The 21582-nt window shown below is 74.0% G+C and carries 19 protein-coding genes and 2 pseudogenes; 13 read left to right on the top strand and 8 right to left on the bottom strand.

Going from position 1 to position 21582, the window contains the following annotated elements:
- The first annotated feature begins 21 nt into the window (after positions 1-21).
- Genes ACZ6A9_RS18960 through ACZ6A9_RS18935 form a run of 6 tightly spaced genes read left to right on the top strand, consistent with a single transcriptional unit; the run spans position 22 to position 4149 of the window.
- Positions 22-489 (top strand): cupin domain-containing protein, encoded by a 468-nt coding sequence (locus tag ACZ6A9_RS18960; protein WP_468986754.1) that lies wholly within the window; start codon positions 22-24, stop codon positions 487-489.
- Positions 486-1754, top strand: coding sequence for a beta-ketoacyl-[acyl-carrier-protein] synthase family protein (locus tag ACZ6A9_RS18955; RefSeq protein ID WP_468986751.1), 1269 nt, complete (start codon positions 486-488; stop codon positions 1752-1754). The genes ACZ6A9_RS18960 and ACZ6A9_RS18955 overlap by 4 nt, the downstream gene beginning before the upstream one ends.
- Complete coding sequence (locus ACZ6A9_RS18950; protein WP_468986748.1) at positions 1751-2995, top strand: ketosynthase chain-length factor; 1245 nt, start codon at positions 1751-1753, stop codon at positions 2993-2995. Before ACZ6A9_RS18955 ends, ACZ6A9_RS18950 begins: the two co-directional genes overlap by 4 nt.
- A gap of 27 nt (positions 2996-3022) precedes the next feature.
- Positions 3023-3283 carry an acyl carrier protein gene (locus ACZ6A9_RS18945; protein WP_468986744.1) on the top strand — a complete coding sequence of 87 codons (261 nt, stop codon included), beginning with the start codon at positions 3023-3025 and terminating at the stop codon, positions 3281-3283.
- Between the two features lie 2 nt (positions 3284-3285).
- A complete protein-coding gene (locus ACZ6A9_RS18940) occupies positions 3286-3768 on the top strand; it encodes an SRPBCC family protein (RefSeq protein WP_468986742.1) in 483 nt (160 codons plus the stop codon).
- A gap of 45 nt (positions 3769-3813) precedes the next feature.
- A complete protein-coding gene (locus ACZ6A9_RS18935; RefSeq protein WP_228965684.1) occupies positions 3814-4149 on the top strand; it encodes a TcmI family type II polyketide cyclase in 336 nt (111 codons plus the stop codon).
- A gap of 82 nt (positions 4150-4231) precedes the next feature.
- Here the strand turns inward: ACZ6A9_RS18935 and ACZ6A9_RS18930 are convergent, their stop codons facing one another.
- Together ACZ6A9_RS18930 and ACZ6A9_RS18925 are read right to left on the bottom strand one after the other, a co-directional pair.
- Positions 4232-5260 (bottom strand): methyltransferase, encoded by a 1029-nt coding sequence (locus ACZ6A9_RS18930; protein WP_468986735.1) that lies wholly within the window; start codon positions 5258-5260, stop codon positions 4232-4234.
- A 50-nt stretch (positions 5261-5310) separates the two neighbouring features.
- Positions 5311-6369, bottom strand: a complete 1059-nt coding sequence (locus ACZ6A9_RS18925; protein ID WP_468986732.1) for a right-handed parallel beta-helix repeat-containing protein — start codon at positions 6367-6369, stop codon at positions 5311-5313.
- A 733-nt stretch (positions 6370-7102) separates the two neighbouring features.
- On the opposite strand from ACZ6A9_RS18925, the gene ACZ6A9_RS18920 reads away from it, so the two are divergent.
- From ACZ6A9_RS18920 to ACZ6A9_RS18910, 3 genes and pseudogenes are all read left to right on the top strand, one after another.
- Entirely contained in the window at positions 7103-9160 is a 2058-nt protein-coding gene (locus ACZ6A9_RS18920; RefSeq protein WP_468986726.1) for a SpoIIE family protein phosphatase, read from the top strand.
- A pseudogene (locus ACZ6A9_RS18915) lies at positions 9157-10200 on the top strand (sigma-70 family RNA polymerase sigma factor); the annotation flags it as partial. The gene ACZ6A9_RS18920 and the pseudogene ACZ6A9_RS18915, both read left to right, overlap by 4 nt.
- A gap of 591 nt (positions 10201-10791) precedes the next feature.
- A complete protein-coding gene (locus ACZ6A9_RS18910) occupies positions 10792-11625 on the top strand; it encodes a ribonuclease BN (RefSeq protein ID WP_468987227.1) in 834 nt (277 codons plus the stop codon).
- Between the two features lie 34 nt (positions 11626-11659).
- Here ACZ6A9_RS18910 and ACZ6A9_RS18905 read toward each other — a convergent pair whose 3' ends face one another.
- Positions 11660-12784, bottom strand: a complete 1125-nt coding sequence (locus ACZ6A9_RS18905; RefSeq protein WP_468987226.1) for an MGDG synthase family glycosyltransferase — start codon at positions 12782-12784, stop codon at positions 11660-11662.
- Positions 12785-12963: 179 nt separating this feature from the next.
- Between ACZ6A9_RS18905 and ACZ6A9_RS18900 the strand changes: the two genes are divergently transcribed.
- From ACZ6A9_RS18900 to ACZ6A9_RS18885, 4 genes and pseudogenes are all read left to right on the top strand, one after another.
- Positions 12964-13803 carry an SDR family NAD(P)-dependent oxidoreductase gene (locus ACZ6A9_RS18900; protein ID WP_468986721.1) on the top strand — a complete coding sequence of 280 codons (840 nt, stop codon included), beginning with the start codon at positions 12964-12966 and terminating at the stop codon, positions 13801-13803.
- A 13-nt stretch (positions 13804-13816) separates the two neighbouring features.
- The gene (locus ACZ6A9_RS18895; protein ID WP_468986717.1) at positions 13817-14722 is read left to right on the top strand and encodes a DMT family transporter; all 906 of its coding nucleotides are present in this window, start codon (positions 13817-13819) and stop codon (positions 14720-14722) included.
- 31 nt (positions 14723-14753) lie between these two features.
- Entirely contained in the window at positions 14754-15485 is a 732-nt protein-coding gene (locus tag ACZ6A9_RS18890; RefSeq protein WP_468986714.1) for a polysaccharide deacetylase family protein, read from the top strand.
- A 63-nt stretch (positions 15486-15548) separates the two neighbouring features.
- A pseudogene (locus ACZ6A9_RS18885) lies at positions 15549-15770 on the top strand (dihydrofolate reductase family protein); the annotation flags it as partial.
- Positions 15771-15856: 86 nt separating this feature from the next.
- Here ACZ6A9_RS18885 and ACZ6A9_RS18880 read toward each other — a convergent pair.
- The 5 genes from ACZ6A9_RS18880 to lnt form a co-directional block, all read right to left on the bottom strand.
- Positions 15857-16297, bottom strand: a complete 441-nt coding sequence (locus ACZ6A9_RS18880) for an MmcQ/YjbR family DNA-binding protein (RefSeq protein WP_468986712.1) — start codon at positions 16295-16297, stop codon at positions 15857-15859.
- 88 nt (positions 16298-16385) lie between these two features.
- Complete coding sequence (locus ACZ6A9_RS18875; RefSeq protein ID WP_468986709.1) at positions 16386-18374, bottom strand: helix-turn-helix domain-containing protein; 1989 nt, start codon at positions 18372-18374, stop codon at positions 16386-16388.
- Between the two features lie 88 nt (positions 18375-18462).
- The gene (locus ACZ6A9_RS18870; RefSeq protein WP_468986707.1) at positions 18463-19263 is read right to left on the bottom strand and encodes a 3-hydroxybutyrate dehydrogenase; all 801 of its coding nucleotides are present in this window, start codon (positions 19261-19263) and stop codon (positions 18463-18465) included.
- A 54-nt stretch (positions 19264-19317) separates the two neighbouring features.
- Complete coding sequence (locus tag ACZ6A9_RS18865) at positions 19318-19797, bottom strand: NUDIX hydrolase (RefSeq protein WP_468986705.1); 480 nt, start codon at positions 19795-19797, stop codon at positions 19318-19320.
- A 167-nt stretch (positions 19798-19964) separates the two neighbouring features.
- Entirely contained in the window at positions 19965-21575 is a 1611-nt protein-coding gene (gene lnt, locus ACZ6A9_RS18860) for an apolipoprotein N-acyltransferase (protein ID WP_468986701.1), read from the bottom strand.
- Positions 21576-21582: the final 7 nt, after the last annotated feature.

Raw genomic sequence — 21582 nt, 5'->3', positions numbered from 1 at the left:
ACACCCGGAGGTAACACCCCTATGTCCAAGCAGCATCCACGCATCGTGGACCTGAGCGAGACGGAACCCAACCGACGGCGCGGAGGTGACCTCAGGACCCTGCTCACCCCGGCCACCGTGGGTTCTACCAGCGGCTTCATGGGTCTGGCGATCATCAAGCCCGGCGAGCGCATCGGCGAGCACTACCACCCGTACTCCGAGGAGTTCGTGTACGTGGTCGACGGCGCGCTCGAAGTGGACCTGGACGGCGAGCCGTTCGCGCTCCGCGCCGAGCAGGGGCTGATGATCCCGATCGACATGCGGCACCGTTTCCGCAACGTCGGTGACGAGGAGGCCCGCATGGTGTTCCACCTGGGCCCGCTCGCCCCGCACCCGAGTCTCGGTCACGTCGACACCGAGGAAACCGAAAGCGCCGTGTCCGGACCGCAGTTGAAGGTCGGCGGGCCCGAGCACTGCAGGTCGGCCGAGCCGAGCGAGGCCATAAAATGACCCGGCGAGTGGCCGTCACCGGTATCGGTGTGGTCGCTCCCGGCGGCATCGGAGCGACGGCGTTCTGGGATCTCCTCGCGGCCGGCCGCACCGCGACCCGCGGCATCTCCCTGTTCGACCCCGCCGGTCTGCGTTCGCGCATCGCCGCCGAGTGCGACTTCGACCCCTTCGAGCACGGCCTGGACGCGGACCTCTGCCAACACGCGGACCGCTACATCCAGTTCGCCGTGGTCGCCGCCGCCGAGGCGGTACGGGAATCGGGGCTGGACACCCAGTCCCTGGACCCGTGGCGCACGGCGGTGTCGCTGGGCAGCGCGGTCGGCGGCACCACCCGGCTGGAGAGCGACTACGTCCGGGTCAGCGAGCGCGGACAGCGGTGGGACGTGGACCACCGGCAGGCCGAGCCGAAGCTGCACCTGGCGTTCTCGCCGAGCACCCTCGCCTCGGTCGTCGCCGAGCGGTTCGACGCCCGGGGCCCGGTGCAGACCGTCTCCACGGGCTGCACCTCCGGTCTCGACGCGGTCGGTTACGCCTTCCACACCATCAGTGAGGGCCGGGCCGACGTCTGCATCGCGGGGGCCTCGGACTCGCCGATCTCACCGATCACCATGGCCTGCTTCGACGCCATCAAGGCGACGTCGCCGAACAACGACGACCCCGAGCACGCCTCCCGGCCCTTCGACGCGCACCGCGACGGCTTCGTCATGGGTGAGGGCGCGGCGGTGCTCGTGCTGGAGGAGTACGAGCACGCGCGGGCCCGCGGCGCGGAGATCCTCTGCGAGATCAGCGGCTACGCCACCTACGGCAACGCCTACCACATGACCGGACTGACCAGTGAGGGACTGGAGATGGCCAGGGCGATCGACACCACGCTCGACCAGGCCCGTATCGACCCCACGCTGATCGACTACGTCAACGCGCACGGCTCCGGCACCCGGCAGAACGACCGGCACGAGACGGCCGCGGTGAAGCTGTCGCTCGGCGAGCACGCCCGGCAGACGCCCATGAGCTCCATCAAGTCCATGGTGGGGCACTCGCTGGGCGCGATCGGGGCGATCGAGGTGGTCGCCTGCGTCCTCGCGCTGAAGCACCAGGTCGTGCCGCCGACGGCGAACTACGAGACCCCCGACCCGGAGTGCGACCTGGACTACGTGCCGCGCACCGCCCGCCCGCGGAAGCTGAACCATGTGCTCTCCGTGGGCAGCGGCTTCGGCGGTTTCCAGTCCGCGGTGCTGCTGTCCGGACCGGGTGGGAGGACACGATGAGCAAACGGCGCCCTGGGCGCGCGGCCGTCACCGGCATCGGTGTGGTCGCGCCCAACGGACAGCGGACCGACGCCTACTGGAAGTCCGTCCGCGAAGGCCTTCGCGTGCTGGACCTGATCAGCCGCGAGGGCTGTGACCACCTGCCGCTGCGCGTGGCGGGCGAGGTGCGGTCCTTCGACCCGACGGCCCTGATCGAGGACCGGTTCCTGGTGCAGACCGACCGGTTCAGCCACTTCGCGATGGCCGCGGCCGCCATGGCCCTCGACGACGCCGGGCTCGGCGGTGAACCCGCCGAACCGTTCTCGATCGGCGTGGTCACCGCCGCCGGGTCCGGGGGCGGCGAGTTCGGCCAGCGCGAGCTGCAGAAACTGTGGGGCAAGGGTTCCAAGTTCGTCGGCCCGTACCAGTCCATCGCCTGGTTCTACGCCGCGAGCACCGGCCAGATCTCCATCCGCGGCGGCCTCAAGGGGCCGTGCGGGGTGGTGGCGAGCGACGAGGCCGGCGGTCTGGACTCCCTCGCGCACGCCGCCCGGGCGGTGCGACGCGGCACCGACGTCATGGTCGTGGGGGCGGCGGAGGCGCCGCTGGCCCCGTACTCGATGGTCTGCCAGCTCGGCTACCCCGAGCTGAGCACTCTCGACGACCCCGACCGCGCCTACCGCCCCTTCACCGAGAAGGCGTGCGGTTTCGTGCCCGCGGAGGGCGGCGCCCTGCTCGTCGTCGAGGACGAGGACCGGGCCCGCGAGCGCGGGGTGCCCGTCCGGGCCACCGTGGCCGGCCATGCCGCCACGTTCACCGGGGCCTCCCGCTGGGCGGAGTCCCGCGCGGGGCTCGCCCGGGCGATCTCCGGCGCCCTGGACGAGGCGGGCTGTGCCCCGGAGGAGATCGACGTCGTGTTCGCCGACGCCCTGGGCGTGCCCGCGGCGGACCGCGCGGAGGCGCTGGCGATCACCGACGCCCTCGGCGCGCACGGCAGGCGGGTGCCGGTCACGGCGCCCAAGACCGGCATCGGCCGCGCCTACTGCGCGGCACCCGTGCTGGACACGGTGGCCGCGGTGCTCGCCATGGAGCACGGGCAGGTGCCGCCCACGCCGAACGTCTTCGACATCTGCCACGACCTCGACCTGGTGATGTCGCAGGCCCGCCCCGCCGAGCTGCGCACCGCCCTCGTCCTCAGCAGGGGACTGATGGGATCCAACGCGGCGCTGGTCGTGCGCCGCGGTGACGATTCCGCCCGGTAGGACCGGGCGGGAAAGGAGAAGTCACCCATGATCACCACCGAAGTGACCTACGACGAGCTGTCCGCCCTGATGAAGCAGGCGGCCGGCATCACCATCGACCCGCGGGAGCTCAAGGAGGCCGCGGAGTCCCCGTTCGACTCCTTCGGCCTGGACTCGCTCGGTCTGCTGGGCATCGTCGGCGAGCTGGAGAACCGCTACGGCCAGCCCCTGCCGCCCGACTCCGAGCGCTGCAGGACGCCCCGGGAGTTCCTGAACCTCATCAACAGCACCCTCACGGCTGGAGCCTGAACGTGGCCGGACACACCGAGAACAGCATCACCATCGACGCTCCCCTCGACCTGGTGTGGGAGATGACCAACGACCTGGAGAACTGGCCGCGGCTGTTCAGCGAGTACGCGTCGGTGGACATCATCTCCCGCGAGGGGAGCACCACGACGTTCCGGCTGACCATGCACCCGGACGAGAACGGCAAGGTGTGGAGCTGGGTGTCGGAGCGCACCCCGGACCGCGAGAAGCGGACCGTGCGCGCCCGCCGGGTCGAGACGGGACCGTTCGCCCACATGGACATCCTGTGGGAGTACGCGGAACTGCCCGGCGGAGTCGAGATGCGCTGGACGCAGGACTTCGCGATGAAGCCCGACGCCCCGGTCGACGACGCCTGGATGACGGACAACATCAACCGCAACTCCCGTACCCAGATGGCCCTCATCCGGGACCGGATCGAGCAGGTCGCCCGCGACAGCGAGAGCGCGTCCGTCGCGTCCTCGCGCTGAGCGCCGTTCCGGACAGGACGCGGAAGAACAGGGAAGGACTCCCCCATGCACCACGCCCTCATCGTCGCCCGGATGAAGCCCGGTTCGGCGGCCGACATCGCCGACGTGTTCGCCGACTCCGACCGGGGTGAGCTCCCCCACCTCGTCGGGGTCAGCCGGCGCAGCCTCTTCCAGTTCGGCGACGACGTGTACCTGCACCTCATCGAGGCCGAGCAGGACCCGGCGCCCGCCATCGCCAGGCTCGCCTCGCACCCCGAGTTCCGGGGCATCAGCGAGCGGCTCGAGGCGTACGTCAGCCCGTACGACCCCGCCACCTGGCGCGGTCCGAAGGACGCGATGGCGCAGTGCTTCTACCGCTGGGAGCGCGGCGCCGGCTCCTGAGCCGCGCACCGGTAAGAACCCCGAGGCCGCCGGTTCCGCGTCAGTCGCGGAGCCGGCGGCCTCGGGGTTGGGCGTCTTCGGATCAGCCGGGGGCGGTGCATTCAAAGGCGTGCAGGTACGCGTTGACGGGACGGATCTCGCCGATGACCAGACCCGCGCCGGTCAGCCGGTCGACCATGCTCTGCCGGGTGTGCTTGGCACCGCCGACGTTGAGGAGCAGCAGCAGGTCCATGGCGGTGGTGAACCGCATCGACGGGGTGTCGTCGACGAGGTTCTCGATGACCACGACCCGGGCTCCGGGCCGTGCCGCCGCCCGGACGTTGGCGAGGACACGGCGGGTGCTGTCGTCGTCCCACTCCAGCACGTTCTTGATGATGTACACGTCCGCCTGGACGGGCACGTCCTCGCGGCAGTCACCGGCGACGACCTCGGCCCGGCCGGCGAGCGCGCCGCCCCGGCGCAGCCTCGGGTCGGCGTTGTCGATGACGCCCGGCAGGTCGAGCAGCGTGCCGCGGAGGTGGGCGTGCTTCTCCAGGAGGCTGGCGAGCACGTGTCCCTGGCCGCCCCCGATGTCCACGACCGAGGAGGCGTCGTCCAGGTCGAGCAGCAGGGCCACGTCGCGGGCGGACTGTTCGCTGGACGTCGTCATCGCCCGGTTGAACACGTGGGCGGACTCGGGGGCGGAGTCGTTGAGGTAGGTGAAGAACTCCCGGTCGTACACGTCCTCGAAGACGCCGTGGCCAGAGCGTACCGCCTCGTCGAGCAGCGGCCAGACGTTCCAGGTCCACGGCTCGGTGCACCACAGGGCGATGTAGCGCAGGCTGTGCGGGTCGTCCTCACGCAGCAGCCGGGACATCTCGGTGTGTTCGAAGGTGCCGTCGGGGTTCTCGGCGAACACGCCCTGGCAGGTCAGGGCGCGCAGCAGCCGTCGCAGGGTGTGCGGCTGGGTCTTCACCGCCGTCGCCAGGTCGTCGACGGTCATGGGGCGCTCGTCCAGGGCGTCCGGCACGCCCAGACGGACGGCCGCGCGTACGGCGGCGGCGCACGCCGCCCCGAATACGAGCTCCCTCAGCCGCATGGGCGGCGGGGGAGCCGGATCGACGGTGGTCATCCGTTGCCTCGCTTCTGCTGTGGTGCGGTCCATGGAGGGGGCGGAGCGGGTCAGCACATTCCGGCGGGTTCGGAGAGCGTGCAGGTGTTGCGGCTGAAGGTGTTGCTCTTGGCGGTGTCCCGGTTGGCCAGATCGGCCGGGCCGTTGCCGGTCAGGAGGTTGTCGCGGATCTCGTTGCGTTCGCTGGGGGTGCCGACGAGGCTCTTGAACAGCACGATGCCGCCGGACAGCGGGGAGGTGCCCTTGTTGTCCTCCACCCGGTTGAAGGCGACGAGGGTCTCCTCGACGCCGGTGAGGACGATGCCGGAGCCCTGGACGAAGGGCAGGCGCGGCGTCTTTTCGCAGTGCTTGTTGTTGCCGTGGACGTGGTTGTGGGTGACGCTCAGTCGGCCGGCGCGGGGGGTGGACTCGTCGCCCACGACGAACACGGCGGCGCAGTTGCCGGTGGCCTCGTTGTGGTCGACGTTCATGTTCCGCAGCCGCCGTACGGTGACGCCGACCCGGTTGCCCACGGTCCTGTTGTGCCGGACGACCGTCTTCCCGGCGTCCCGGGCGCCCTCCTCAGTGTCGACGGTGTTGGCGACGAGCACTCCCGCGTCGCCGTTGTCCTGTGCGAGGTTGTGGCTGATGACGCCGCGTACGGAGCGTTCCTGGGCGATGCCCCACTGGCCGTTCTTCTCCGCGCCCACGAAGCGGACCCGCAGGTTCTCGGTCCCGGTGGCCCACAGCCCGTTCTTGGCGAACCCACGCACCGTCAGGGACCGCACCTCGACGTCCTCGAGGGGTTCGTCGTCGGTGCCGGTCACGCAGATGCCGTTGCCGGCCTCGGCGCAGGCGCCCTCGGCCTTCGTCGCGGGCATCAGGACGGTGCGGTCGGCGCCGTGGCCGCGCAGGGTGATGTCGGAGGAGGTGATGCCGACGCTCTGCCGGTAGGTGCCGGCCGCGAGCAGGACGGTGTCCCCCGGCTCGGCCGCGTCGACGGCCTTCTGGATCGACTGCCCGGGCTGGACACGGTGCACGGTCGGCTGGTGGGCCGCCGGGGCGGCACCCAGCCCCGCGGCCACGACGGCGGTGGTGCAGGCGAGATAGGCGAGGAGTCGTCTGTTCATGAAGCCGAAACTATGAGCGGGTGATCACCGCCGCCACCGCTGATCACCCAGCCGGGCGCGGTGATCGCCGGGCCTGCTCGCCCGTTCGGCTGCGGTTGCCTCGCCCCGGTCCCCGCCGGGTTGTGTCGTGGGCACTGATACGCCCGCGAGCAGGGCACCGCCGGCCCCGGGCGTCCAGCCACGCAGTGAGAGGGACGGAGTATGCCCATGCCCCGCATACGCGGATCTCTGCGCCGGGCCGCCGACGTCGTGCCGCGGTCGTCGCGGCCCTGGTGACCGGTTGGGCGGTACTGACCGGACCGGACCCCGCCGCGGCCGGCGGCGCTCCCCCGCCCCCGTCGGCCGTCCTGCGGCTCTCGCCGGCCACCGCGCGACCGGGCGTGGTGGCCGGCGCGTCAGCCGTGGCTTCCTGAGCGAGGCCGAGGACCACGGCCCCGGCACCCACCGTCACCCGCTCGCCCCGGCCGCACCGCGAATCCGCGCGCCGCGCCCGCGGCGGCACGGGCCGCACCCGCAGCGGGCCGGTGGCGCGCCGCGTCCCGGGCGGTCACGGTCCCGCCGGTGTCTGGATGCCTACCCGGTACGTTGGGCGTAGTGTCCGCATATGCGTGGTGTCCGGTGTGACGGGTGCGACGCGGTCCGGAAGGGGACGGCGGCGCGCGTTTCTCGACGGCCGGGACACGACGCGGCCCGTGGGCACCCCATGCCCCCGCGTCCGGGGAGGGATGGCTGAATGGACGCCGCGCTGGCCGCCGTGGTGCGCGACAGCGGAGCGTTCGGCGCGCTGCTGTACGTGCTGCCGCCGGGCGACGACGCGCTGTGGCTGGTCACGGTGGCGGGACTGCCGCAGGAGTTCACCCTGCCGTGGCGGCGTGTCGCGCTGAGCGACCCCATCCCGGTGGCGGACGCCGCGCGCGAGCGGCGCCTGGTGTGGGTCGGCGGCCAGGAGGAGATGGCGCGCCACTATCCGCGTCCGGCCCTCGTCCTGCCGTACGACTTCGCGCTGGCCGCCGCTCCGGTCACCTCCCGCTCCGGCGTCCTGGGCGGACTGGTGCTGCTGTGGGCCGGAGACCGTACGGCCCCGCTGGGCCGCGACGAGCGGGAGGCGATCGAGTCGGGCTGTCGCCGCCTGGGTGACGTCGTCCAGGAGTCCCTCGACCGCGGCGAACAGCCGCGGCTGGGCGGCAGGCCGCGGACCCTGTCCCCCCGGAGCGGCCGCAGCGCCCCGCCCGACGAGGCGGCCGCGGCCACGGCCTTCGTCGACCGGCTCCCCGGAGGGTCCTGCGCGCTGGACATGCACGGCCGCATCACCTTCCTCACCCCCGCCGCCGCCGACCTCCTCGGTGCCGCCCGGGACGACCTGCTGGGCGCGCTCCCGTGGGAGGCACTGCCGTGGATGGACGTCCCCGAGGTGGAGGACCGCTACCGGGCCGCGCTGGTCAGCCGCCAACCGCAGGACTTCACCGTCCTGCGCCCGCCGCGGACGTGGCTGGCCTTCGAGCTGTACCCGGACCCCTCCGGCATCAGCGTCCGCATCACCGGCGCCGCGCCGCCCGAGGACACCCCGGCGTCACCGTCCACCGCCAGGCCCAGCCGTGCCGCCATGCTCTACCACCTGATGCAACTGGCCGCCACGCTGACCGAGGCCGCCGGTGTGCAGGACGTGGTCGACCAGACCGCCGACCGGCTCCTGCCCGCTCTCGGCGCCCAGGGCCTGGTGCTGATGACGGCCGAGGAGGGCCGGCTGAAGATCCTCGGTCACCGGGGCTACCGCGCCGACCTCATCGACCGCTTCGACACCGTCCGTCTGAACGCGGACATTCCCGCCGTCAAGGTCCAGACCACCGGGGTGCCGGGCTTCTACTCCACGTTCGCCGAGATGCGGCGGGAGTTCCCCGCCGTGACGCACGAGGACGGCATGGCCGCCTGGGCCGTCCTGCCGCTGATCGCCTCCGGCCGTCCCAGGGGTTCCCTGCTCCTCTCCTACAGCCGGGCCCAGCCCTTCCCGCCCGGTGAACGCGCCGTCCTCATCTCGATCGCGGGCCTGGTCGGGCAGGCACTGGACCGCGCCCGCCTCTACGACGCCAAGCACAATCTCGCGCACCGCCTGCAGTCCGCCCTGCTGCCGCGCACGCTGCCCGCCGTCCCGGGCATGAAGGTCGCGGCACGCTACCTTCCGGCGGCCCGGGGCCTGGGCATCGGCGGTGACTTCTACGACCTCATCCGCCTCGACGAGCACACCGCCGGCGCCACCATCGGCGACGTGCAGGGCCACAACGTGGACGCGGCGGCCCTCATGGGGCAGGTCCGTACCGCCGTCCACGCCCACGCCACGGCGGGCTCGTCCCCCGACCAGGTCCTGGCCGGCACCAACCGTCTGCTCAACGACCTGGACCCCGGCCTGTTCACCAGCTGCCTCTACGTCCACCTGGACCTCGCCACCCGGCGCGGGTGCGTCGCCACCGCCGGCCATCCGCCGCCGCTGCTGCGCCGTCCCGACGGGCACACCGAACTCCTGCGGGTCCCCCCGGGGCTCCTGCTCGGGATCGAGCCGGACTGCCGCTATCCGACGATGGAGGTGCCCCTGCCGCCAGGCGGTGTCCTGGTCCTCTACACCGACGGGCTCGTCGAAGCACCCGGGGTGGACATCGACGACGCCACCACGGCCCTCGCCGGTCTCACCGAACGCGCGGACCCCTGCGACCCCGACGCCATGGCCGACCTCCTCATCCGTCACGCGCCGAGCCCGGGGGACGCCATCGCCCTGCTCCTCATCAGTCTCGACGGATGACACGCGCCTCCCTGATCCGTTCCGGCGTGAACGGGCGACGCGAAGGGGGACACGTGTCCGCCGCGGGGCGCAACCGGCCCGAACGGGACGTCACCCGCCGGACGGACGGGGTTCCCGCACCCGGCGCAGGCGGTGTTTGCGTGCGGGGCGGGACGGTGAATCCGAGACCGGCGCGGGCATCGGCGGCACGGCTGTCCGGTGACGGGTGGCCGCTCGTGCCCGCAGGCCGTTCCCAGCAGGCCCGACACCCCCAGAGGCCCATGTCCACCACACCCGCCGCCGACGACCTCCGGACGCACGGGTCCTCCGGGCCCGAGCCGTCCCCGGATCAGCTCGACGCGCTGCTGCACGAGCTCTCGGCGCAGCCCCCCGGACCCCGGCGGGCCGCCCTGCGGGATCACGTCATCCGTCTGATGCTGCCCATGGCTCGGCGGGTCACCCGCCGCTTCCACCGCCACGGTGAGGAGTTCGACGACCTCGTACAGGTCGCCTCCCTCGGGCTGATCAAGGCCGTCGACGGCTACGACCCCTCGCGGGGTCACGCCTTCCTGGCGTACGCGCTGCCCAAGGTCACCGGTGAGGTGCGGCGGCACCTGCGCGACCGTACGGCCGCCGTCCGGCTGCCGCGGCCCCTCCAGGAGGCGAGCAGCCGGATCTTCCGGGCCGTCGAGGAGCTGGAGCAGCGGCCCGGCGGCCGGTCCCCCACCGCGGAACAGATCGCCGGACACACCGGGCTGAGCCGGGACCGGGTGCTGTGCGCGCTGCGGGCGGTGCGCGAATGCCGTGTGCGTTCCCTCGACGAGCCTGCCGGGAGCGACCGCTCGGACCCGCCGGTCCGAGCGGCCGGCGCCGAGGACCCCGCGCTCGGCCGGGTCGTCGACTCCGTGACCCTGGCCGCCCTCGTGAGGCGACTGCCGGAGCGTGACCGCCGCGTGCTGTACCTGCGCTTCTACCGCGAGTGCAGCCAGCAGCAGATCGCGCGTGCCGTGGGTGTCTCGCAGATGCAGGTGTCGCGCATCCTGCGGCGCTGTCTCGACCGGCTCCGCGAGGGTCTGGAGGCGGGCGATCCGTGCGCGGACGGCCGGGCGGGGTCACGGCGCCCGGCACCCGCGTCGCGACGGGCGCCGCACTCCCCGCACGGCCCCCGGACCACGGCGGACGCGATCCGCCCCACGGGCACCTGCCGCCCGGTACCCGCCGCACCCCGTGCCACCCCACCGCCCACCGGCACGGACCACCGGCACCCGCACGGTGAGGCACCCGAGCCGGCCCGGCGGCAGCCGCACACGCCGTGCGGTCCCCGTGGCGCGGTACGCCGCACACCCCCCGCGCCGCGCCGGACGGGTGCCGGTGGTCCGGCAGGCCGCGCACCCCGTGCGCCGCACCGCCAGGGCTGCGGTGGTGGGTGGCGTCCGGTCCGGCGGTGCACAGCGGGGCCGCGCGGCCGTGCGGCGCCGGGTCCGGGGAGGCGTACGGGTGCCGGGCCGGTGCGGGCGCGGTGCCCCCGCCGGACGGCGCGGCCGCCGCCGTCCGCACGAGCACGAGAGAGGAACCCCCCTTCCCCGCCCGCGTCCGTCCCGTCCGCCCCGGGTGGCACGGACGGGGTCCGCGAGCCGACGGAGGAGCGCACCGTGAGGCGTCACCTGGACCCGCTGCGGCACGCATGGCACTGGCTGGGCGCCCAGGGCCTGGTGCGGCGAGGCCGTGACCTCGAACTGATGCACAGGGCGATGGGGTTCGCGACGCTGGCGCTGGTCACGCTGGCGCCCCTGCTCATCGTGATCGCCGCCGCCGATCCTCTCGGACGGGGCGGCTTCGCCGCCTGGCTGGCCGACGGCATGGGACTGTCCGGCCGGTCCGCGCGAGTCCTCACGGAGATCATCAGCCCACCGCGCGAGGTGGTCGGCACCACCAGTCTGTGGGGTGTGCTGGCGCTCGCCGCGTTCGGCATCCCGTTCGGCGGGAGCGTCCAGATCGGCTACGAACGGACCTGGAACGTGCCACCCGGCCCGTGGCACCGGATCTGGCGTCAGGCGGTCTGGCTGTGCGTACTGACCGCGTACCTCTACCAGGAGGTGCTGACCCGCGACGTGATGTACGGGCCCGAGCGGATCACCCTCTCGCTGGCGACCGGGGTGCTGTTCTTCTGGTGGGGGCAGCGCTTCCTGCTGGGCGGACAGGTCCGCTGGCGGCATCTGCTGCCGGGCGCGCTCGCCACCATGGCGGGCCTGATCGGCCTGCGGGCCTTCTCCTACTTCGTCTTCACCCCGCTGATCGTCGAGAACGCGATCAACTACGGCACCGTCGGCGTCGTCCTCATCGTCGAGTCCTGGCTCATCGGCGTGGGGTTCGTCATCTTCGGCGGGGCGATGTTCGGCCGCTGGCTCCTCGATCACCACGGGCACCGGTTCACCGACGACCTGCCCCCGCGGACCGGCACGAGGTCTCCCGGCCGGGGCGGCTGACGGGCGCGGCTCCGGTCACGTCCGGCGACGGGGGTCAGGCGCAGCGCGTGCCGGCGAGGGCGGTCACCCGGGCCAGCGCGTCCCCGTGGAAGAGCTCCCGCCCGCGGGAGATCCGGCGCTCCCGCTGTGCGCCGTCCGCCGACAGCCTCCGCAGGGCGCGCAGCAGCGCGGCGCCGTCGCCGGCGGTCTCGGAGAGGCCGAGCGCCGCCATCCGGCGGACGCCCTCCGTGCCGTGACCGGGCAGCGGGCGGTAGCCCACGACGGGAGTCCCGCAGGCCAGTGCCTGGACCGCGGTCTGTCCCGCCGCGTTGTCGATCAGGACCCGGGCCGCCCGCAGCAGACCGGGCATGTCGGTGACCCAGTCCGGTACGAACGCGCCCGGCAGCCCGGCCAGGCGGGTGCGCAGACGATCGTTGCGGCCGCACAGCACGACCGGGAGGAAACCGGCGTCGACGAGCAGGGCGGCGGTGCCGTCCAGTTCGGAGGCCGCGCCCCAGGCGCCGGCGGACAGTACGACGGGCGGGCGCCCGGGGGCGTGTTCCTCGAAGGCCCGCCGCCACCGTGCGGCTCCGTCGGCCGGGGCGAGGAAGGCGGGCGCCACCACCGCTCCGGTCGACTCCACGGGCACCGGGATGCTGCGGCGCACGTCGCGCGCGGCGTCGTCGGTGAGGCAGAGGTACAGGTCGTTGCCGGAGTGGAGCCACTGCCGGTGCACGGCGAAGTCGGTCATGAAGACGGCGCTCGGCGACCGCAGCCGCCCCCGGTCCCTCAGGTGACCGGTCAGCTGGGCGGCCAGGTGGAAGACCGGGACCACCACGTCGGCGCCCGTGCGTTCCGCGAGCCCGGTCAGCCGGCGGCCCGCCAGCCGTGCGAGCGGGAGACCGCTGGGGCGGTGCCGCGGGCCGGGGCGCAGCAGTGCGCGGTAGAGGCCCGCGTACGCCCAGGGGAAGTGCCGTACCGACGACTGGTAGAGGAGGCGCAGTCCGCTGCCCAGGCCGTACGGGAGCAGCCGCAGGAGGTCCACGGTCTGCGCGTCGTGGCCCTGCGCCCTGGCACGGCGGGCCAGTTCGGCGGCCACCGTGTCGTGACCGGCGCCCATGCTCGCGCTGACGATCAGCAGCCGCAGCCTGTCGTCCGCCGGCGCGTACCGGCGGGGCACCGGGGGCGGTGAGTGCACGGGTTGCCGGGTCTCCCCGCGCCGGGCCGGTGAAACACGGCGGGCCGTGTTTCGCTCCGGCGCTCCCGGGGGATTCCCGTGCGTCCCTCCCCGCCGAACACCGGGAGCGGCCGCGGACGCGGTCCCCCGGGCGTTCACCCTCCGCAGCCGAGGTGCAGCCCATGTCTCACGTTTCCCGTGCCGGCGACGTGTCGTCCCCACGGACGTCCGTCGCACCGGCCGACGCGGTGCCGGGAGCCCCGGCCGGCGGCGCCGGGCGTGCCCGTGCCGCCCTGGTGACCGGCGCCTCCTCGGGCATCGGCGCCGCCGTGGCCCGGCGGTTGTCCGCCGAGGGGTGGCGTCTGGTCCTCAGCGGGCGGGACGCCGGACGCCTGGGCCGGGTCGCGGAGCGGGCCCCGGCGGACGTCTTCCCGGCCGATCTGACCCGGCCCGGCGCCGAGCGGCGGCTGACCCGGTTCGCCCTCGAGCACACCGGCCGCCTGGACCTGCTGGTGGCCGGTGCCGGCATCGGCTGGGCCGGGGACTTCGCCACGATGCCCCCGCGGGCCATCGAGGAGGTCGTCGAGGTCGACCTCCTGGCGACGCTGCGGCTGGTCCGGCAGGTGGTGCCGCACATGGTGACGGCCGGTTCCGGACGTGTGGTGCTGGTCGGGTCCCTGGCGGGGACGGTGGCCGTGCGGGGCGAGGCGGTGTACTCGGCGGCCAAGGCGGGGCTGGGCGCCTTCGCGGACGCGCTGCGCTACGAGCTGCGCGGGACGGGCGTGGCGGTCAGCCTCGTGGTGCCGGGGGTGGTGGACACGCCGTTCTTCGACCGGCGGGGCGTCCCCTACCGGCGAGGGTGGCCGAGGCCCGTCCCGCCGGAGCGGGTCGCCGGAGCGGTGTCGAGCGCCGTCCTGCGGGGGCGGGACGAGGTCTACGTCCCCGGCTGGCTGTGTCTGCCCGCCCGGGTGCGGGGCGCGGCACCGGGTCTGTACCGGCGGCTCGCCGCCGTGTTCGGCTGAACGGCGGGGTGGCGTGCTGGTCGTCGTGCTGGCCCTGCTGGCGGCGTTGTCCAACGCCGCCGCCTCGGTGCTGCAGCGGCGGGCCGCGGCGGACGAACCGGAGGGCGGCCCGGGTGTCCGTCAGGCCGTCCGCTGGCTCGGGCAGGTACTGCGCAGGCCGTACTGGGTGGCGGGGGCCGGGATGCTCGCGCTGTCCACCGTGCTCCAGGCGGCCGCGCTGAGCGTGGGAAGTCTGGCGCTGGTCCAGCCCCTCATGGCGGCCGAACTGCTGTTCACCCTGGTCGTCGGGAGCATGGTCTTCCACCGCCGTCCGGACCGCCGGACGTGGCTGGCGTTCGCCGCACTGGCCGCGGGGCTGGCGGCGTTCCTGACCTCGGCCGCCCCGGCCCCCGGCCGGGACACCGCCTCGGCGGAGCAGTGGCTGGTGGCCTCGGGCGCGGTCCTGGGCGGTGTGGCGGTGCTGGTGCTGACGGCCCGCACGGTGCGGGGCGCGCCGCGCGCGGCGCTGCTGGGGCTGGCGTCCGCCGTGTCGTTCTCCCTGACGGCGGCACTCCTCAAGGAGGTGACCGGCAGGCTTCCCGACGGCCCGGCGGCGGTGCTGGGCACGTGGCCCGTCTACGCCATGGCCGCCGCCGGAGGTGTCGCCTTCCTGCTGCTGCAGAGCGCCTTCCGGGCGGGCACGCTGGCCGCGTCCCAGCCGGCCCTGACCCTCGGGGACGCGCTGACGAGCGTCGCTCTGGGGTGGGGGCTGTTCGGGGAGCAGATCACGCTCGGGGTGCGTACGGTGCCGGCCGTGGTGGGCGTGGTGCTCATGGGGGCGGGCACCGCCGGGCTGGCCCGTGCCCCGTCGGTCGCCGGAGACTGGGACACGGCGGCACGGCGTCCGGGTACCGGCCCGGCCGCACGGCGGGTGCAGTGAACCTCCGGGACCGGAAAGGAGTCGGATGCCGATGGTCACGTCCTCGCGGCGTACGGCCGCCGTGCTGGCTCCCCTCTCCGCCGTCGCCGCGGCCCACATGGCGCCCGCCGCGACCTGGCTGCCGGTGGTGCGCCGCCGTTTCCCGCGCCTGGCCGGTGTGGGAGATCCCTCCCATGTGGCCCTGACCTTCGACGACGGTCCCGACCCCGAGTCCACCCCGCGGTTCCTCGACGCCCTGGAGGAACTCGGGGTGCGGGCGACGTTCTTCGTCCTGGGCGACGGCGTCGTACGACATCCCGCCGTGGTGCGGGAGACCGTCCGCCGCGGGCACGAGGTGGCGGTGCACGGCTGGAGCCACGACCGCCCCTGGTTCCCCGCCCCCGTGGACGACATGCGTGCCCTGGCGCGGGCGGCCGACACGGTACGGGAGCTGACGGGCCGGTGCCCCCGCTGGTACCGCCCGCCCTACGGCATCCTGACCTCCGGACGCTGGGCGGCGGCCCGTGCGGCGGGCCTGCGACCGGTGCTGTGGACCGCCTGGGGCAGGGACTGGACGCCCGGCGCCACCCCGGCCTCGGTTCGCGCCGCCGTCAGCGCCGGGCTGCGCGGCGGCGGCACCGTCCTCCTGCACGACACGGACAGGATGTCGGCCCCGGAGTGCTGGCGGTCCGCGCTGGGCGCCCTGCCGGGCGTCGTGCACCGGTGCCGAGAGGCGGGCCTGTCGATCGGCCCCCTCGCGGAACACGGCGCGGCACCGCCCTGAGAGGTGCCGCCCGGATCGGCCTGGAGGACGTGCTTCACCTGCCCCACGGTGCGCCGGCCGGGAATCAAGGCCGAGGCGGATCGCGATCTCACCGTCGACGGCCCGAACCTCGCGGCCCAGGCGATCGCGGCCGGCCTGGTGGACGAGTACCACCTGTTCATCACCACGAGCGTGGTCGGCGGCGGCAAGCGCTTCTTCCCCGACGGCGTGCGCCTCGACCTCCGGCTGGTCGAGCAGCGTGTCTTCGGCACCGGCCTGATCCACGCCCGCTACCGGACCCGCTGAGCCGCGGCGGTCGTCCGCAGGTGCGGTCCGCCGGGCCGCGCGCCGATGGTCCCGGGCCCGCTCGCCGGCCCGCCGCGCTCCGCCTCTCAGGCCGGTGGCACGGCCGGGCCGCCGTCACCGTCGAGGCGCGTCACCCGGCGGACGCCGGCGACCTGGCGGTAGGAGGCGTCGAGCAGTTCGGCCACCTCCCGCCAGTCCACGTCCTCGGGAGCCGTGGTGCCGCCGGCGGTGAGGTCGATGCCGATCCAGCCGGAGGGGGCGAGGTAGGCGGGCGCGAAGAAGCGGGCGTCCCCGGCGAGGGCCGCACGGTCGGTGTCGTCCGGCAGGACGATCAGGGCCCGGTCGTAGGGGACACGGGTGCCGGCGAAGCCCTTGGTGGAACCGCCGTACCAGGCGAAGTACCGGCCGGCCCGGAAACCCGGCCGCCCGTGCGCGATCCGCTCCTCCGCGTCGGGGAAGGCCAGTGCCACCCCGCGCAGCCGCACCAGGTAGGGATCGTCGTCCTCGAACATCAGGGGATGTGACATGTCACCAGAAGCCCGTCTCGATGTTTTCCCGACCCGCTCACTGTAGACACCGCCCGGCGCGCACGGCACCGCCTCGACGGAGCCCCGGTCAGGTCTGTGCGGTCGACTGTGTGACGCCGGACAGCCGGTGCAGGCGCAGGGCGAGCTGGATCTCCAGCGCACGGGCCGGACTCTGCCAGTCGTCGCCCAGGAGACGGCCCACGCGTTCCAGTCGCTGGGCGACCGTGTTGACGTGGACGTGGAGTTCGTCCTTGGTGCGGGCGGGGCTCATGCCGCACGCGAAGTACGCGTCGAGGGTGTGCAGCAGCTCCGTTCCCCGGCGCTCGTCGTAGGCGACGACCTGGCCGACGGTGCGGTCCACGAAGCCGGCGACGTCCCGCTCCCCGGCCAGCAGGAGGCCGAGGAAGCCGAAGTCCTCGGCGGCGGAGCCGTCCCCCGACCGGCCGAGGAGGCGGAGGGTGTCCAGGCAGCGGCGGGCCTCCGCGTACGCCTCCGCGACGGTGTCGGGACGGGCGGTGAGCTGCTCGACGGGGGCGGACGCCCCGACGGTGACCGGTTCGTGGACGGCCGTCGCCAGGTGGCGGGCCGTGCGGCGGGCGAGCTCGGTGGCGGTGTCGCCGGGGGCGAGGGGCAACAGCAGGACGGTGCCGCCGTCGCGGGCCGCGGCGAGGCCCTGCCCGGTCGCCGCCAGGTGCGAGGCGGCGGCCCACAGCCGTCTGCGGGCGTCGGCCTCCTGGTCGGCGTCGGCGGTGCCGCCCTCCAGCCGGGTGGCGAGGACGGCGTGGGTGGCGTCGAGGTCGGCGTGCAGCCGGGCGGCCCGCTCGCGCAGCAGGCGCAGGTCGCGGTCGCGGGCGTCGAGCAGGTCGTCGAGCAGTTCCCCGCGGACGCGCTGCTCGGCCTCGGCGGCGGAACGGCGGGCGAGCAGCAGCAGTGAGGTCACCATGGCCGCGCGCTCCAGGGTGCGCTGGTCGACGGGGTCCAGGCCCGGGTGACCGCGCAGGACCAGTGCGCCGAGGAGTTCACCGCCGGCGGCGACGGCCGCGACCCAGTCCTCCCGGTGCCGGACCGCGTGGCCTTCGGCGCGTGAGGACTCCAGGGCGCGGGCGGGTGCCGCGGCGGCCTCGGTGAACTCGACCGTGCCGTCCAGCACCTCGGAGACGGCGGCGGCCACGTCGTGCACCCCGCCGCCGCGGAGCACCAGCTCGGCCAGCCGGTCGTGCACGTCCGAGGCGCGTTCGATGACGGCGCTGCGGTCCTGGATGATCTCGTTGGCGCGCTCCAGGCCGGCGAGGGCCGAGCGGGTCTCCGCCAGCAGGTTCGCCGCGTCCAGTGCGGCCGCGGCGAGGGCGGCGAAGGACCCCAGCAGGGCGATCTGCTCACGTTCGAAGACCCTGGCCCGGCGGTCCGCCGCGAAGAGGACACCGATGACGTGGTGCCCGAGCGTCAGGGGCACTCCGAGGATGGCGACCAGGCCCTCGTCGCGGACCCCGGTGTCGATGCTGTGGGTGTGCTGGAAGCGGTCGTCGCGGAAGTAGTCGTCGGTGACGTACGGGCGGGCGGTCTGGGCGACCAGCCCGCCGAGGCCCTCGCCCATGCCGAGGCGCAGCTGCTGGAAGCGGGCGGCGACCGAGCCCTCGGTGACCCGCATGTAGGTGTCGCCCCTGGCCGGGTCGTTCAGACTGAGGTAGGCGACATCGGTGCCGAGCAGTGAGCGGGCGCGTTGCACGATCGCCTGGAGCACGGCGTCCAGGTCGCGCAGTCCCGCGAGGTCGTGGGCGGTCTCGAACAGCGCGGACAGCTCGGCCTCGCGGCGCCGCCGCCCCTCGAGCTCGGAGCGCACCCGCAGGGCGAGCAGCTTGGCCTGTTCGAGCTCGGCGATCCGCTCGGCGGGCACTCCCTCGGCGCGGGCGAGCAGCACCGGCTGCTCGTACGCCTCGGCGGCCGAGCCCCGGGCCAGCAGCTCGAGGAACGGTGCCTCGGCACCACCGTGGGCGGGCCGGGCCCCCGGACGGGGCGCGCCCGGTGGTGCGGGAGCGGGGACGGAACGCTCGGCGGACTGCGGGTGCTCGCGGGACATGCTCACAGGATTCCTCATCCCGCGGCCGCTCCGTCAGGGCCTGTGGACGACTCCACCGGCAGACGGCCGGCCGCTGACGGCCGGTGTCTCAGTGCGCGGTCCAGCCGCCGTCCAGGACCAGTGACGTGCCGGTCACGAAGGACGTCCGGGGACCGCACAGGTAGGCCACCGCCTCGGCGACGTCCTCCGGTTCGATCAGCTGTTTGACCGCGCTGTCCTGGAGCAGCACCTCGGACAGGACGCGGTCCTCGGGGATGCCGTGGGCGCGGGCCTGGTCGGCGATCTGCTGCTCGACCAGCGGGGTGCGCACGTAGGCGGGACTCACACAGTTGGAGGTGACTCCGCGGGCCGCGCCCTCCAGGGCGGTGGTCTTGGACAGGCCCTCCAGGCCGTGCTTGGCGGCCACGTAGGCGGACTTGTAGGCCGAGGCGCGCAGACCGTGGACCGAGGACACGTTGACGATGCGGCCCCAGCCCTGCCCGTACATGTGGGGCAGGGCGCCCCGGATGAGCCGGAAGGGGGCCTCCAGCATCACGGTGAGCACCGTGTGGAAGACGTCGGGCGGGAACTCCTCGATGGGGCGCACCAGCTGCAGTCCGGCGTTGTTGACCAGGACGTCGGTGCCGGCGGCGGCGAGTTCGGCGGCGTCCAGGTCGGTGAGGTCGAGGAGGTGCGGCTCGACGGTGCCCGGCAGGTCGCGGGAGTTCTCGGCGAGCGCCGCCAGTCCCGCACCGTCCCGGTCGACGGCTCTGACCTTGGCCCCGGCGGCCGCCAGGCGCAGTGTGCAGGCGCGTCCGATGCCGCCGGCGGCACCGGTGACGAGAGCGGTACGGCCACCGAGGTCGAGGGGGGTGGCGGGGAGGGCCGTGAGGCCACGGGGCTCGGTCATGGATCGACCCTAGGCAGCGGCCCCAGGTCGACCCATGTGGTTACGCCCTATAGTTCAGCCGCTTCCAGTGGGGTCGAACCACGTGGGTGCGTCGGACATGGCCTGCTTGATCCGGAACCGCGCGAACTCGTTCAGCTCCGGCAGCGCGTCCACGGCGAACCAGCCGACGTCCAGCGACTCGTCGTCGTTGACCCGCGCCTCGCCCCCGACGGCACGGCAGCGGAAGGAGATGTCCATGTACTGGCAGATGTCGCCGTTGCCGTACGTCACCGGGGTCAGCGCCTGCACCAGCACCACGCGCTCGACCGCGCACCGCACCGCGGTCTCCTCCTCGACCTCCCGCACGGCGCAGGCCGCGGGCTGCTCCCCCGGGTCGGGGATGCCGCCGATCACCGACCACTTGCCCGTGTCCGACCGGCGGTTCAGGAGCACCCGGCCCTCGTCGTCGAAGACGAGGGCGGTGACCCCGGGGAGCCACAGCAGCTGATGACCGGCGGAGGCACGCAGCGTGCGGAGGAAGTCAGGAGTAGCCATGGAGCGACCCTAACCGGCGCTCCGCCGCACGGGGGAGCGCGTATGCCCACGCGTCGGAGGGGGACGCCCGCGCGTCGTGCGGCGTACGCCGGTGCGTCGGGCGGCGTACGCCCCGGGGTGCGCGGCGTCGTCCCCCGCCTCACCCGCGCGTCCGGGAGGCGGTGCGCCTACGCGTCACCGCCGCGTCGTGCGCGCACCCCGGCGGCGACGCCCCAGCCCAGGCCGCCCGCGGCGACGATCAGCAGGAGGACCTCCGGCAGGACGCCGAGCCGGGTCGCGGGGGTCTGCGAGGAGCGCAGCGGCACCTCCTGCACCAGCGAGTCGGCGACGAACATGCCGGTCCTCCGCGTGATCTCCCCGTCGGGCATGATCACCGCGCTGACACCGCTGGTCACCGGCACGGTGACGGCACGGCTGTGCTCCACGGCGCGGACCCGGGACATGGCGAGCTGCTGGTAGGTCATCTCGCTGCGGCCGAAGGTGGCGTTGTTGCTGGGCACCGAGATCAGCTGGGCGCCCGCGGTGACCGTGTCGCGCACCGCCCAGTCGAAGGCGGCCTCGTAGCAGGTGACCAGGCCGACCCCGGCGCCGTTCATCCGGAACACACCGGGTTCGCCGCCCCGGCTGAAGTCCTGGCGGACCATCGCGGTCCAGTTCTCGTTGATCGCTCCGACGAGCGAGCGCAGCGGAAGGTACTCGCCGAAGGGCTGGATCTGCCGTTTGTCGTAGGTGTCGACGGGGCCCTTCACCGGGTCCCAGAGGATCTGCTCGTTGAGCAGCTCGCCGTCCCTGGAGACCACGCCGCCGACCGAGATGGGCGCGTCGATGGCCTTGGCCGCCCGGTCGATGACCGCGCGCGCGTCGTCGTTGACGAAGGGGTCGATGTCGGAGGAGTTCTCCGGCCAGAGCACGACGTCCGGCTGCTTCGCCCTTCCCGCCGCGACCTCGGCGGCCAGGCGCTCCGTCTCCCGCGCGTGGTAGTCGAGGACGGCACGCCGCTGGGAGTTGAAGTCGAGGCCCAGGCGGGGCACGTTGCCCTGGATGGCGGCCACGGTCACGGTGCCGTTTTCCGCCCGGTCGCTGACCAGTGCCGTGGACGCGAGCGCCGCGAGCACCGGGACGACGACGCTCAGTACGGCGACGACCGCCGCGGACCGGAGCGGCGTCCCCGTGCGGCGGGCCCGCACGGCGAGGCGGACGATCTCGTACAGGCCGAAGCCGCACAGCACGACGGCGAAGCCGAGCACCGGGGTGCCGCCGAGCGCGGCGAGCGGCAGGAAGACGCCGTCCGCCTGACCGAAGGCGACCTTCCCCCAGGGGAAGCCGCTGAACGGCACGCGGGCGCGGGCCGCCTCACCGGCGATCCACAGCGCCGCGGCCCACACCGGCCAGCCGGGCAGCTTCGACACCGCGGCGACACCGGCGCCGACCAGCGCCACGAAGACCGCCTCGATGACCACCAGAGCGATCCACGGACCGGGGCCGACCTCCACCCCGGTCCACACCAGCAGCGGCAGCAGGAAACCGAGACCGAAGAGGTAGCCGAGGCCGAGTGCCGCCTTCCGGTTTCGGCCGCGCAGGACCCAGCCGAAGACGGCGAAGGCGGGCAGCGCCAGCCACCACAGAGTGCGCGGCGGGAAGCTGACGTAGAGGAGCAGGCCCGAGGACGCGGCTGCGGCGGCCGGGAGGAGACGGACGAGGCGCCCGCCCCGCGCGGACGGCGTGGTCTGCACAGGCATCGGGTCCGACTCGCCGACGGAGGTTGCGGTGACGGTCACTCCGGGA

The organism is Streptomyces sp. NPDC041124, assembly GCF_055592385.1.
This window is presented reverse-complemented; position numbering and strand designations above follow the sequence as displayed.